Annotated in this window: 11 protein-coding genes; 6 read left to right on the top strand and 5 right to left on the bottom strand. The window is 51.9% G+C overall.

Annotated elements, in window-relative coordinates; all coding sequences use genetic code 11:
- Positions 1-35: 35 nt before the first annotated feature.
- Complete coding sequence (locus Q8A57_RS03790) at positions 36-2,210, bottom strand: glutamine synthetase III family protein (protein ID WP_305169595.1); 2,175 nt, start codon at positions 2,208-2,210, stop codon at positions 36-38.
- Between the two features lie 355 nt (positions 2,211-2,565).
- Positions 2,566-4,020 (bottom strand): tRNA uracil 4-sulfurtransferase ThiI, encoded by a 1,455-nt coding sequence (gene thiI, locus Q8A57_RS03795; protein WP_305169596.1) that lies wholly within the window; start codon positions 4,018-4,020, stop codon positions 2,566-2,568.
- Between the two features lie 360 nt (positions 4,021-4,380).
- On the opposite strand from thiI, the gene glnA reads away from it, so the two are divergent.
- The 4 genes from glnA to ntrC all read left to right on the top strand — a co-directional run bounded on the left by glnA (position 4,381) and on the right by ntrC (position 9,216).
- Positions 4,381-5,787: a glutamate--ammonia ligase gene (glnA, locus tag Q8A57_RS03800; protein ID WP_305169597.1), complete on the top strand. Its 1,407-nt coding sequence runs from the start codon at positions 4,381-4,383 to the stop codon at positions 5,785-5,787.
- 146 nt (positions 5,788-5,933) lie between these two features.
- The gene (locus Q8A57_RS03805) at positions 5,934-6,524 is read left to right on the top strand and encodes a DUF4124 domain-containing protein (RefSeq protein WP_305169598.1); all 591 of its coding nucleotides are present in this window, start codon (positions 5,934-5,936) and stop codon (positions 6,522-6,524) included.
- A 208-nt stretch (positions 6,525-6,732) separates the two neighbouring features.
- The gene (gene glnL, locus Q8A57_RS03810) at positions 6,733-7,800 is read left to right on the top strand and encodes a nitrogen regulation protein NR(II) (protein WP_305169599.1); all 1,068 of its coding nucleotides are present in this window, start codon (positions 6,733-6,735) and stop codon (positions 7,798-7,800) included.
- Between the two features lie 3 nt (positions 7,801-7,803).
- Entirely contained in the window at positions 7,804-9,216 is a 1,413-nt protein-coding gene (ntrC, locus tag Q8A57_RS03815; protein WP_305169600.1) for a nitrogen regulation protein NR(I), read from the top strand.
- A 54-nt stretch (positions 9,217-9,270) separates the two neighbouring features.
- Here the strand turns inward: ntrC and secB are convergent, their stop codons facing one another.
- The 3 genes from secB to Q8A57_RS03830 form a co-directional block, all read right to left on the bottom strand.
- Positions 9,271-9,777 (bottom strand): protein-export chaperone SecB, encoded by a 507-nt coding sequence (gene secB, locus Q8A57_RS03820; protein WP_305169601.1) that lies wholly within the window; start codon positions 9,775-9,777, stop codon positions 9,271-9,273.
- Between the two features lie 73 nt (positions 9,778-9,850).
- On the bottom strand, positions 9,851-10,111 hold the full coding sequence (gene grxC / locus Q8A57_RS03825; RefSeq protein ID WP_305169602.1) for a glutaredoxin 3: 261 nt from the start codon (positions 10,109-10,111) through the stop codon (positions 9,851-9,853).
- A complete protein-coding gene (locus tag Q8A57_RS03830; RefSeq protein ID WP_305169603.1) occupies positions 10,112-10,522 on the bottom strand; it encodes a rhodanese-like domain-containing protein in 411 nt (136 codons plus the stop codon).
- Positions 10,523-10,683: 161 nt separating this feature from the next.
- Here Q8A57_RS03830 and gpmI point away from each other — a divergent pair, with 161 nt between their 5' ends.
- Together gpmI and Q8A57_RS03840 are read left to right on the top strand one after the other, a co-directional pair.
- Positions 10,684-12,234, top strand: coding sequence for a 2,3-bisphosphoglycerate-independent phosphoglycerate mutase (gene gpmI / locus Q8A57_RS03835; RefSeq protein WP_305169604.1), 1,551 nt, complete (start codon positions 10,684-10,686; stop codon positions 12,232-12,234).
- A gap of 20 nt (positions 12,235-12,254) precedes the next feature.
- Positions 12,255-13,394 carry a murein hydrolase activator EnvC family protein gene (locus Q8A57_RS03840; protein WP_305169605.1) on the top strand — a complete coding sequence of 380 codons (1,140 nt, stop codon included), beginning with the start codon at positions 12,255-12,257 and terminating at the stop codon, positions 13,392-13,394.
- Positions 13,395-13,477: the final 83 nt, after the last annotated feature.

Below are 13,477 nucleotides of genomic sequence, written 5' to 3' on the forward strand. Positions count from 1 at the left end.
GCCTGCTTCTTCCCTAGGAATAGCTTTCTTGCTTGTTAACGGAAGAACAGCAGCTCCCGGTATTTTGGCAGCGGCCATAGTTCGTCAGAGACCTCCAGCTCAAGATAATCTGCATGCTCTCTAACCTCATCCATGAGGCCGCGAATGGTATCGGCACAGAATTTCATATGATCTTCTGTCGTATCAAAATCGTGCTTACCGATTAGTGATGATAATTCCTCGACCGCTTTCATCATGGCGCCGGTTTCAGCAGCTACCTTATTAACCACGGTGGCATCAAGTTCGACGCCCACTTCGCGGGCACCCGAGATAGCACTACTCAAATCCGAGAGATAGCTCATGGCTGCGGGGTAGATCAACGTCTTGGCCATATCGACAACCAGCTTTGCCTCTACTTCGATGGCCAGAATGTACTGTTCCGCATACACCTCGTATCGGCTTGCCAACTCCACCGGTGTCAACACACCGGTTTTCTTGAACAGTTCAATAACATCCGCCTCGAGCAGGGCTGGCAGCGCATCGGCTGTGGTGGGGATATTTTTCAGGCCGCGCTCTTCAACCGCCATACGGTGCCACTCTGGTGAATATCCGTCGCCACCAAAAACAACATTGCCATGCTGTTGCATCAACTCCTGCAGCACTTTGATAACGGCTTCTGTCTGATTGGAAGAAGCCGCCAGACTGGCCTCAAGCTTTTCAGCGATCCAATCCAGGGAGTCGGCAAGCATCGTATTCATCGCCACCAGCGGGCCGGATACCGATTGCGAGGAGCCTACAGCCCGAAACTCAAAGCGATTACCCGTGAAGGCAAAGGGTGAAGTGCGATTACGGTCCCCAGGGTCACGTTCAAACTTGAGGATCTGGGTAAGCCCCAGATCCATCTCACCGCCTTTGGCCGTTTCATTCAGCTTGCCTTCCTTGATATCCATGAACAGCTTTTCCAGCTGATCACCCAGGTACACGGAAAGAATCGCCGGCGGTGCTTCGTTCGCTCCCAGGCGATGATCATTTGCCGCAGACGCAATGGCAGCCCGCAGCAGGGGGCCATAGGCATGTACGCCGCGAATCACGGCGCCGCAGAACAACAGGAAGATCAGGTTTTTATCCGGGGTGCTGCCGGGGTCCAGCAAGTTACCCTGGGTGGAATTTCCCACTGACCAGTTAACGTGCTTACCAGAGCCATTTACACCGGCAAAGGGCTTTTCATGTAGCAGGCAGAGAAAACCATGTTTTTTGGCGGTCAGTTTGAGCAGAGTCATCAGCATTTGCTGATGGTCAGAGGCAACGTTGGCCGATTCAAAATAGGGTGCAATTTCAAACTGACCAGGTGCCACCTCGTTGTGGTGCGTTTTCGCGGGAATTCCCAACCGATACAGCTTGTCTTCCAGGTCCTGCATAAAGACCTGTACACGCTCGGGAATAGCACCAAAATAGTGGTCATCAAATTCCTGCCCCTTGGCTGGAGGAGCCCCAAACAGACTGCGACCTGCCAGCAACAGATCCGGGCGACTGCTGGCAAAATTTTCATCCACCAGAAAATACTCCTGCTCGGCACCGCAGCTGGAGTTCAGGGTGGCAATGTCGGTTTCCCCCATCAACGACAGCACTTTTCTTGCCGACTTATCCATCGCCGCGTTGGAACGCAGCAGAGGAATCTTTTTATCCAGCGCTTCACCGGTCCAGGACATAAACACGCTGGGGATCATCAGGGTTGCACCATTGTCCGTGTGCATGATGTAGGCGGGACTAGTGGGATCCCAGGCAGTGTAACCCCGAGCGGCATTGGTCATCCGCAGACTACCATTGGGGAATGAGGAGCCATCCGGCTCGCCCTTGATCAACAGGCTGCCGGTAAATTCGGTAATGGCGCCGCCATCGGAATTGGTGATGATAAAACCATCATGCTTTTCGGCCGTGGCATTGGTCATCGGGTAGAAGATATGTGAGAAAAATTTCACCCCTTTTGAAATGGCCCAGTCCTTCATGGCGGCAGCCACGACATCTGCCGTGCCGGGATCCAGAGCGGCGCCTGTTTGCACGGTGTTTTTCATGGCTTTGAAGGCATTTTTCGATAATGCTTCTTCCATGGTTGCCAGGTTAAACACATCTGTTGCCCAAATTTTGCTCAGGGCTTCCGGCATATCAACAGGCATTGGCTCGCGGTTATTGATTTCTGCAATGGCGAGCATTCGGGGTTGGTTTCCGCTCATGGGAGGATCCTCTGGTTTTGGGTGGAGAATTGATCGACTGTCTCCGCGCAAACAGCCCAGGGGTCCCATTCCGGGTAGTGAATGGTGTGAGGGGCCTGGTCGAATTGCTCTGGCAACAGAATGTTTCACAGACGAGTTTTTCGTATGTACCCGTTACCAAAGCAATTTTCAGTCCAATTTCTGAGAAAACCGTGACAAAGTGCTGCAACGCCATGAATACGCGCTAATAGATGACTACAGGCACAATAACCGCCTGCTCAAGTGAAAAGCATCGCCCACATCGGCCCACCACATGGCCTCGAGCGCACCCCGATCGAACACGCCTTGGATCTTCAGGTGTTTTTTGGTGCGTGAATCAGGAAGTAGGCCGGTAAACCGCCACATTGTGGAACCCCTGTTCGAGCAGGAGTTCGGCATGCAAACGACTCATAACCCCTTTTTCGCAATAAAGGAGGTAACTTGAACTCTGTTCAAGGTGTTGAAATTTGTTTTGCACTGCAAAAAAAGGTAATGCCTCAACGGTCACCCCCTGAATAGACAGAGGTCGCATCTCCACTTCATCCGGGTGGCGTATATCCAGAATCGTGGCACCCGGTTGTGGCGACTGAAAAATCTCCACGTCTACGGCATTGGCATCAACTTCCATGACTTCATCGATATTTTGTACACGGCTATTGGCCACGGCCTGCTCAAGCACGGAGAAATCGAAGTTTGCTTCTTCTGCGACAACCTTGTCTTCCCGGGCTCTAGTCGTCGGCTTCACAGAAATCACGCCACAGTATTCCGGCATACTGGCGGCAAACTCTTCAGTACCGATGGCCCTGGCAATATCGATGATGTCATTTTTATCCGAGGTAATGAGTGGCCGCAGAACCAGGGTTTTGGTTACCGAGTCGATCACCGCCAGATTAGCCAGCGTTTGACTGGAAACCTGGGCCACACTCTCGCCGGTAACCAGTGCCTGCACGCCCATTTCCTCGGCCACCTGTGTCGCGGCCCGCAGCATCATGCGTTTCAACACCACACCCATTTCGGAATTGCGAACCTTGCTTAAAATCTCCCCAACCACGCCGTCAAAGGGCACCGTAATAAAACGCACGCGATGGGAGCTGCCAAACTTGCTCCAGAGATAAAAAGCCACCTCCTTCACCCCCACCTCATGGGCACGCCCACCGAGATTGAAAAACAGGTAATGGGTCCGCAATCCACGCTTGGTCGTCAGGTAACTGGAAACGGTTGAATCAAAGCCGCCAGAGATCAGTGAAATCACCGTATCCTGTGAGCCCAATGGGAACCCCCCCAACCCCTTAGTTGTTTCCTCAATAACAAACAGCTCCTGCTGCTTGATTTCAAGGCGCACAGTAAGGTCCGGTTGTTTGAGGCTAACCCCCGCTGCCTCAGACTGGTGCAATAGGCCACCACCCACAATGCGTTCAACGTCGCCAGAGGTGAATTCGTGCTTGCCACTGCGCTTTACGCGAAGCACAAAGGTCTTACCATTCAGCTTTTCTTTCCACACCGACAGGGTATTTTGAAGAATGTCATCAAAGCTCCCCAGGGGGAAATGTTGCACCCTGGAAAAATTGGCAATGCCCGGGGTTCGCGCCAACAAATCTGCCACACGAAGCGCGACCTCATCGCTTTCCGGGCCGATAATCTGTAATTTTTCCCAGTCCTGCTCAACCTGTATCGCCGGATCAATAGCACGCAGCATTTTGCGAAGGTTTTCGCGTAACTGCCGGGTCATTCGTTTACGAACGGGGGTACTTTTGATGATGATTTCAGGAAACAGCTTGATGATAAAGTGCATGGCGAAAAGGGTTCACTGCATATGGGTATTGGGGCGGCAGATTATATTACAAAAAAAGTACTATTCGGCTTATGATGAGAAACAGCACCACAGCGTGCGCACGGCGCACCAAATATGATCTTTTAGCTTAACTTGTGCTTTATTATGGTGCATAACGGCGCAAACCATACGGCGTGCTAACTATAACCCATTGATTTTATTAATAGCCGCCGCTGGCATAACTTTTGCTTCAATTTGGCACACTGATTGCTAAATCACAAATTGAGCTGAAACAACAATCAATTTAACTATTTTGTATCATCGTGGTCCCGTCACTTCGGGCACCCGATTCAATCTGGATATCCATAACTGGAGGAGCTAATGTCCAACAAAACCCTCACACTGATTAAAGAAAGCGAAGCCCAATGGGTAGATTTGCGCTTTACCGACACCAAAGGTAAAGAACAGCACGTCACCATCCCCGTTAGTGCTGTTGACGAAGAATTCTTTGAAGTCGGTCAAATGTTCGACGGCTCCTCTATCGCCGGCTGGAAAGGTATTAACGAATCCGACATGGTACTGATGCCGGATGACAGCACGTCTATGCTGGATCCTTTTTCCGATGCCGTAACCGTCATTCTGCGCTGCGATATTCTCGAGCCATCAACTATGACAGGTTATGAGCGCGACCCCCGCTCCGTAGCCAAGCGCGCTGAGGAATACCTGAAAACTACCGGTCTGGGCGACACTGCATTCTTTGGTAACGAGCCTGAGTTCTTCATCTTTGACGACATCAAATGGGGCTCAGACATGAGCGGCAGCTTCGTTAAGATCAGCTCTGAAGAAGCCGCCTGGTCTACCGGTGAGACCTTTGCCGAAGGCAACATGGGCCACCGCCCTCGCGTGAAAGGTGGTTATTTCCCGGTTCCGCCAATTGACTCACTGCACGACATTCGTGCCGCGATGTGTGAAGCCATGTCTCAAATGGGCCTTGATATTGAAGTACACCATCATGAAGTGGCTACCGCTGGTCAGTGTGAAATCGGCATTAAATTCAACACTCTGGTGAAAAAAGCCGACGACACTCAGATCCTGAAATACTGCGTACACAATGTGGCCCACGCCTATGGCAAAACTGCTACCTTTATGCCTAAGCCCATCGTTGGCGATAACGGCTCCGGCATGCACTGCCACCAGTCTTTCTGGAAGGATGGCGTCAACCAGTTTGCTGGCGACGGTTATGCTGGACTGAGTGAAACTGCCCTGTACTATATCGGTGGCATTATCAAGCACGCCAAGGCATTGAACGCCTTCACCAACCCCGGCACCAACTCATACAAGCGTCTGATCCCCGGCTTTGAAGCCCCGGTAATGCTGGCCTACTCTGCACGCAACCGCTCCGCTTCCATCCGCATTCCTTACGTTGCATCTCCGAAAGGTAAGCGCATTGAAGCACGCTTCCCCGACCCTATTGCCAACCCTTACCTGGCGTTCGCCGCCATGTTGATGGCTGGCCTGGACGGTGTTCAGAACAAGATCCACCCCGGCGATGCCGCAGACAAAGACCTGTACGATCTGCCCGCAGAAGAAGCAGCCGCCATACCACAAGTATGTGGCAGCCTTCGCGAAGCACTGTCTTCCCTGGATGCAGACCGTGAGTTCCTCACCAAGGGCGGTGTCTTCACCGACGACATGATCGATGCTTACATTGAACTGAAAATGGAAGATGTCTACCGTGTCGAGCACACTACTCACCCGCTTGAGTTCGACCTGTACTACTCCGTATAAATCGATACTCAACACAGAGTCGGCGGTCCGCTAATACGGCCCGCTCTCTCAAACACAAAAAAAGCCCGCTATTTTTGAATGGCGGGCTTTTTCTTGTGTCAAAGGAAGGCTAGTCTTAGAAGACTCAACAAGGAGAATTGTTACTGATGAGTGGATACTGTCGTTTAATTGCCCTTACCCTGGCGTTCACAATCGCTCAGCCCGCACTGGCAGAGGTCTACAAAACTGTCGACGAAGACGGCAATATCACTTATACCGACAACCCTACGGCCAAAGAAGGCAAAGCCGAAGAGGTTAAATTACCGGCTATAAACACTCAGCCCGCACTGAAAACAAAAGCCGAAAAACCGAAAAAATCCGACACCGGCAACGGTTACAAGGAAGTCAGCATTCTATCTCCAGCCCAAGATGCCACCATCCCGCCAGGCCAGCTTAATGTTGTTGTACAGGTCTTTATGGAACCGGCTCTCCAGCCTGGCCATCTGATTCAACTTCTCCACAATAATCAGCCCTACGGCGAAGCGGCCTACGCCACTTCCTTTTCTATCGACGAACTGATCAGAGGCGAACATAACGTTCAAGTCCGGGTTATCGATACAAAAGGAAACTCTGTTGCCACCTCGGACAAGGTTACATTTTTCGTAAAAAGAGCCTCTCGCCTCAATAAAGAGGCCATTCAGACACAAAAATCAGACAGAGCAAAAAGAGTTCAACAGGCCACCCAGGGGTCTAAATAGCCTCTGTTCGATTTTCAAAAAAATCCCAATGAGCATGGCGCACCATTATGGTGCGCCATGCTACACTTATAATCGTTAATCCTTCTGTTTACAGGGGCTTAACGCACACCATAATTGGCCCGCTATTTGCTTTGAGTTAATGAACCACTGAACCATAAAAGGGCGACGGCCTTTTAGCGCACCGTAAGCCAGCGATAAATTGATCCTAATGACCGACGAACAGCTTCACCACTTACTACTGGACAACCTGAGCACCGCCGTTCTGCTGCTGAATGACAGTCTGGAAATCTGTTATTTGAACCCATCGGCAGAAAATCTGCTTGCGGTTAGCGCAATGCGTCTGTGTGGCAACTCCGTCAGCACGCTGTTTACCGAAAACGATTCGCCAACGCCCTCTCTGCGGGAAGCTTTGGAGTCAAACCACCCATTTACCCAACGTCAAGCCACCATGGTTCTACCTGACCAGTCGCAGATCACCGTAGATTTTACTGCCACCCCGCTCCAGACATCGGTGACACGTATGCTGGTGCTCGAAATGCAGCAAATGGACAGGCTCATGCGTATCAACCGCGAAGAAGCGCTGATTACTACGCACGATACGACTCGCAACCTGGTGCGGGGACTTGCCCATGAAATCAAAAATCCCCTGGGTGGTATCCGGGGAGCAGCGCAGTTACTGTCGGAAGACCTGGGTGACGAACCGGAGCTGCGGGAGTACACCGATATTATTTCTGCGGAGACAGATCGGCTTTGCAGCCTAGTAGACCGCCTGCTGGGGCCGACCACCATGCCTAAATTTGTCCCAGTCAACATCCACGAAGTACTAGAGCATGTGGCGGCATTGGCAGAAGCCGAAACCCGTGGCGCCATCGCCATCAAGCGCAGTTATGACCCCAGCATCCCTGAAATCAGTGGCGACCGAGGACAACTGATCCAGGCTGTCCTGAACATTGTACGCAACTCTATTCAGGCTCTGCGTAACAGCAATCAGAAACGCCCCACTATCAAACTGGTAACCAAAATTCAGCGTCATTTCACCATTGGCAAGGTGCATCACAAAGTGATCTGTCGCATCGACATTATCGATAACGGTCCCGGTATACCCGAAGACCTGATAGATCGAATATTTTTTCCCATGATCAGTGGTCGAGCTGAAGGCAGTGGACTGGGCCTACCCATAGCCCAGTCCGCCATCAACCTTCACCACGGGCTGATCGAGTGTGAAAACGGGAAGGGAGAAACCCGTTTCACCATCTATTTACCTTTGGATATTTAAAACATGGAAAAGCGCAAAGTCTGGATAGTTGATGATGATCGTTCCATACGTTGGGTGATGGAAAAAGCGCTTAGCCGTGCTGACATGACAGTAACCAGCTTTGAAGATCCCTATGATCTGCTAGCCAAGCTGGATAAAACCAAGCCGGACACCATCATCAGCGATATCCGTATGCCTGGCATCGACGGATTACAGTTGTTACAGAAAATTCATATTTCCAACCCTTCATTGCCGGTCATCATTACCACCGCTCACTCTGACCTTGACAGTGCCGTTGCCGCCTACCAGGGCGGGGCTTTCGAATACCTGCCCAAACCCTTTGATCTTGAAGAATTGATTGCTGTCACCCAGAGGGCCATCAACTTTGCCGGTGAGCAGGGGCAGGAGAAGGAGCCCAGAGAAGAGGAGGTAAGCGGTGAAATCATTGGCGAAGCCCCGGCCATGCAGGAAGTTTTCCGGGCCATTGGCCGTCTGTCTCACTCGAACATCACGGTATTGATTAACGGGGAATCCGGAACCGGCAAGGAACTGGTCGCCAAGGCATTACACGATCACAGCCCGCGTCGGAACAATCGGTTTGTTGCCCTGAACATGGCAGCCATTCCCCATGACCTGATTGAATCAGAGCTGTTTGGACACGAAAAAGGCGCCTTTACTGGTGCCACCCAACGCCGGGAAGGTCGTTTTCAACAAGCAGATGGTGGCACCCTGTTCCTGGATGAAATCGGTGATATGCCACCCGAGGCTCAGACACGCCTTCTGCGCGTGCTCGCCAACGGAGAATTTTATCTGGTGGGTGGTCACACGCCGGTGAAAGTCGATGTACGCATTATCGCCGCCACTCACCAGAACCTGGAAGAGCTGGTAGAGGAAAACCGATTCCGTGAAGACCTGTTCCATCGCCTCAATGTGATCCGCATTCACCTGCCAACACTGTCAGATCGGCGCGAAGATATCCCGAAATTGATGCAGCATTTTTTCCAACTTGCCGCCAAGGAGTTGGAAACAGAACCCAAAACACTCTCCCCTGAGGCAGAGCACTACCTCAGCATGCTGCCCTGGCCCGGCAACGTACGTCAGCTGGAAAATATCTGCCGCTGGTTAACTGTCATGGCCTCTGGTCGTGAAGTGCACATTGAAGATTTGCCACCTGAACTGCGAGACAGTCCGGTAGAGAAAAATAATGTAGCGGGAAGCTGGGAGCAGCAACTTCGCTCCTGGGCAGACAATGAGCTCAGTGCCGGACACCATGACATACTGGCGTCAGCAGTCCCCACCTTCGAGCGCGCGCTGATTGAAACAGCATTGAATCACACCCATGGTCGTAAGCGTGATGCAGCAGAATTGCTTGGCTGGGGCAGAAATACCCTGACCCGAAAGCTTAAAGAGCTGGGGATGAGTGACGACGATCTTTGAGAATGGCTGAAGAGATGAGGTGCAGGCAAGCTACACCCCATCTGTTTTTAGCGATTAATGAGCAGTTTCTGACTCAGAAGCCTGCTCGTCCTGCTTGGCTTTTCTTTCTGCCAGGGCCTGTGCAAACAGTGCATCGAAATTCACGGGCGGCAGCATCAGTGCAGGGAATGTACCTTTGACCACCACATTATCCACAACCTCTCTGGCATAGGGGTACAAGGTTGCAGGACAAAGTACGTTCAGGACATGCGCCATCTGTGCTTTTTCCAGCCCTTTTACCATGAAGATACCTGCCTGATGCACTTCAGTCAGGAAGACCACATCGTCTTTATCTTTCACCGTAATTGTCAGTGTCATTACCACTTCAAAATGGGTTTCATCTAACTGCTCAATTTTGGTCGACAACTCCTGACCGATTTGTGGCTTCACTTCACGCTGGAAAGCCTCCACACCCATCGGCGTTTCAAAGGAAAGATCCTTCAGGTAAATGCGCTGCATGGCAAAATGGTTTTCTGCCCTCTCTTCATTGGCGACAGCGTTACCGGTATTTTCTTCAGTCATGTATCCACCTTCGTTACATCATTACTTGTTAGATAATTTAAAACACAGTTTGGTGTCGGGACAGCTGGGGGCTTTAACCCTGCGCAGCCAGCAATTGATCAAGCTCACCCTGTTGCTCCAGTCGGCGCAAATCATCGTAACCACCAACGTGCGCATCACCCACCCAAATTTGGGGAACAGTGTGGCGGCCACTCATCACAACTAGCTCCTTGCGCTTGGCCTGATCACCATCAACGGAAATCTCCTCAAAATTGAGGCCTTTATTGGCGAGCAGATTCTTGGCGGCTACACAGTACCCACAGGTGCGTGTCGTGTAGATCCTGACCTGGGTCATTTAGCTTTTGATTACTGGCAGATTCTGGTTTTGCCATTCCATCATGCCGCCCGTCAGCCGGAACACCTTAAAATTCTGTTGCTGCAGCTGCCGCCCTACGGCCCCGGCCTGCTGACCAACCTTGTCGGCGATGATAATGAACTTTTCGCGATAACTTTCCAGTTCGCTAATCTTGTCCTTTAGTTTTGCATGGGGAATATTCACGGCACCGGCAATATGGCCCGCCTTGAATTCCTTACTGTCGCGAACGTCGAGCAAGATGGCTTCCTCCGCATTTAACATGCGGGTCACAGCATGCACCGAGATCGGCCTGCCACTCTTGATTCTCTCATTGATGGCAAATAGGTAAACCAGCACCATAAGCACGCTGACCAGCACCCACTGCTCACTGATAAAAACAAAAAAATCCACTATCAACAGCCTCTTGGAAGTTCCAGCTGGACCACCCAGCCCAGCAAAGCCGCAAAAGTATACACACCGCATACTGCTCAAGGAACCACCAATGGCACTGAATACACTTTGCGGGTAAGATTCGCGGATCATTCACCCCAGAAGACCACTCCATAGAGATCATGAAAGAAGCAAAAAAACCACTTCTGCTGCTGGTCCTCGACGGCTATGGCTACAGCGACAATCCAGAATACAACGCCATCTATACAGCTGAGACTCCAGTACGTGACCGCTTGTGGGAAACGGCTCCGCACACATTTATTCAAACGTCTGGGCTGGCCGTAGGCCTTCCGGAAGGACAGATGGGCAATAGTGAAGTGGGCCATATGACGCTGGGATCAGGGCGAGTGATCTACCAGAACTTTACCCGCATCAACAAGGCCATCAGCGAAGGGGCTTTTTTTTCCAACCCGGTGTACTGCCAGGCCATTGACCAAGCTATTGCCAACAACAAGGCCGTACACATCTTGGGGCTGCTTTCTGAAGGGGGCGTTCACAGTCACGAATCACATATCAATGCCATGGTTGAACTGGCCTCACAGCGCGGTGCCAAAGCAATCTACGTTCACGCCTTTCTCGATGGCAGGGACACGCCACCACGCAGTGCTGAAGCCTCACTACAGCGCACTGCAAAAAAACTGTCTGACACTGGCCGAGGTCGTATCGCCAGTATCTGCGGCCGCTTTTACGCCATGGACCGTGACAACCGCTGGGACCGGGTGCAGGCGGCCTATGACCTATTAACTCTGGGCAAGGCCGAACATTATGCACCCGATGCCATCAGCGGCCTTCGTGCAGCCTACGAGCGCGGCGAAAATGACGAATTTGTACTACCCACCGCAATCCATGCCCCTGGAGAAGATACCGTTACCATCCAGGATGGGGACACCGTCATCTTTATGAATTTCCGTCCCGACAGGGCAAGAGAAATAACCCGGGCATTTGTTGACAAGCAATTTGACGGGTTTGAGCGTATCGCACACCCGACATTGTCTGACTTTGTGATGACCACCGAGTATTCGGCGGATATTCATACCAGTTGCGCCTTCCCACCTCAGGACATCCACAATTCTCTGGGCGAATTCCTGGGCAATCACAACAAAAGCCAGCTGCGCATCGCCGAGACAGAGAAATATGCCCATGTGACTTTCTTCTTTAATGGCGGCCAGGAAACCCTGTTCCCGGGAGAAGAACGAATTCTTATCCCATCACCCAAGGTCGCCACCTATGACCTGAAACCGGAGATGAGCGCCTACGAGCTGACTGACCAGCTCGTCGCTGCCATTGAAGGAGGAGCATTCGATGTCATTATCTGCAACTACGCCAATTGTGACCAAGTGGGCCACAGCGGGGTCTTTGATGCCGCGGTTAAAGCCGTTGAAGCCGTAGATCAATGCCTGGAGCGAGTCTTATCCGCCCTGCATAGGGCGGGTGGAGAGTGCCTGATTACAGCAGACCATGGCAATGTCGAACAAATGTTCGATCTCCAGTCCGGCCAAGTGCATACCCAGCACACCACCCTACCGGTACCTCTGATCTACGTTGGAGATAGACAACTCACCCTGAGCGATGGTGGCTCACTGGCAGACATCGCACCCACTATGCTGACATTGCTCGACTTGCCGCAACCGGCCGAGATGACCGGGCACTCCCTTGCTCAACTGACCACATAGAGAGAATGAAGAAGGCGCCAATGAGGCTGCTCCAGCATTGGCTGTTAATTCTGCTGCTATCTGCGGCCTGCCCGACACAGGCCGGGGAAAAGGAGGATCGCCAGAAGCTGCAGCAGATCGGCAAGGATATCCTCAAGCTCGAAGAGAGCGTCAAAGGTGACAGCAAGGAACAACAGCGTCTTGCCAGGGAACTGAAAAAAACCGAACTGGACGCCGCACGACTCAACCAGGCGATACACGACCTGGAAGCCCAACTGGAGAAACTGAATAGCGAGTTGCTGCAACTGCAATCACAGAAATCCTCACTGGAAAAATCCCGCCAGGCCCAACAGGACCTGATCGCCAAACAGATCACAGCGGCCTATCGGCTGGGCAACGAGGAATCCATCAAACTGCTGCTCAACCAAGAAGATCCGGATAAGGTCAGTAGGGCCCTGAAATACTACGACTATTTCCTCAAGGCGCGCGCCGAAAAAATTGAACAGTACCTGCAAACCATGGGCGAACTGCATCGTGTCGAATCAGGCATTGGCGAAAGACAGGCTGCTCTCACTCAGCGCCATGTGGCACTGTCCGAACAGCAACAGCAGCTGGAGGAAAACCTGCGTATCCGCAGCGAGGTCTTGGGTCGCCTGGATCGCCAAATCACGAGCTCAAAGCAAGCGCTGAAACAACTGCACGCTGAGCACAAACGGCTTGAAACAGTTATCAGGACCCTTGAGGAAAGTATTACCAAGCTGGTATCGCCAACAAACACCGAGCCCTTTTCTCGTCGCAAGGGCAAACTGCCCTGGCCTGTTAAGGGCACATTGAGCCAGTACTTTGGCGCCACACGAACGGCAGATATCACCTGGAATGGCTGGCTACTCAAAGCCAGTGAAGGAACCCCGGTTCACGCCATACACCATGGCCGCATTATTTTTTCTGATTATCTGCGGGGCCACGGCATGCTGGTCATCATTGACCATGGCGATGGCTACATGAGCCTCTATGCGCACAATCAGGTACTATTGAAAGTCACTGGGGACTGGGTACAGAGCGGTGAAGCCATCGCCAGGGTCGGCAACAGTGGCGGGCAACGGGATCATGCACTTTACTTTGAAATTCGCCATAATGGCAGACCAACAAACCCAAAAACTTGGCTGACACGTAAAGGATAATAGTCTTCACTACCGCCAATGCCGCGCGTGAGACTTCTACAACAACAACTCCCTAAACCACAACGCCGCCGGCGAATGCCAGG

This window comes from Porticoccus litoralis (genome assembly GCF_030676955.1).
Classification (GTDB): Bacteria; Pseudomonadota; Gammaproteobacteria; order Pseudomonadales; family Porticoccaceae; genus Porticoccus; species Porticoccus litoralis.

Excerpts from the sequence above, each read along its gene's own strand:
- Q8A57_RS03790 (WP_305169595.1), bottom strand. The coding sequence starts at position 2,210 with ATGAGCGGAAACCAACCCCGAATGCTCGCCATTGCAGAAATCAATAAC.
- thiI (WP_305169596.1), bottom strand. The coding sequence starts at position 4,020 with ATGCACTTTATCATCAAGCTGTTTCCTGAAATCATCATCAAAAGTACC.
- glnA (WP_305169597.1), top strand. The coding sequence starts at position 4,381 with ATGTCCAACAAAACCCTCACACTGATTAAAGAAAGCGAAGCCCAATGG.
- Q8A57_RS03805 (WP_305169598.1), top strand. The coding sequence starts at position 5,934 with ATGAGTGGATACTGTCGTTTAATTGCCCTTACCCTGGCGTTCACAATC.
- glnL (WP_305169599.1), top strand. The coding sequence starts at position 6,733 with ATGACCGACGAACAGCTTCACCACTTACTACTGGACAACCTGAGCACC.
- ntrC (WP_305169600.1), top strand. The coding sequence starts at position 7,804 with ATGGAAAAGCGCAAAGTCTGGATAGTTGATGATGATCGTTCCATACGT.
- secB (WP_305169601.1), bottom strand. The coding sequence starts at position 9,777 with ATGACTGAAGAAAATACCGGTAACGCTGTCGCCAATGAAGAGAGGGCA.
- grxC (WP_305169602.1), bottom strand. The coding sequence starts at position 10,111 with ATGACCCAGGTCAGGATCTACACGACACGCACCTGTGGGTACTGTGTA.
- gpmI (WP_305169604.1), top strand. The coding sequence starts at position 10,684 with ATGAAAGAAGCAAAAAAACCACTTCTGCTGCTGGTCCTCGACGGCTAT.
- Q8A57_RS03840 (WP_305169605.1), top strand. The coding sequence starts at position 12,255 with ATGAGGCTGCTCCAGCATTGGCTGTTAATTCTGCTGCTATCTGCGGCC.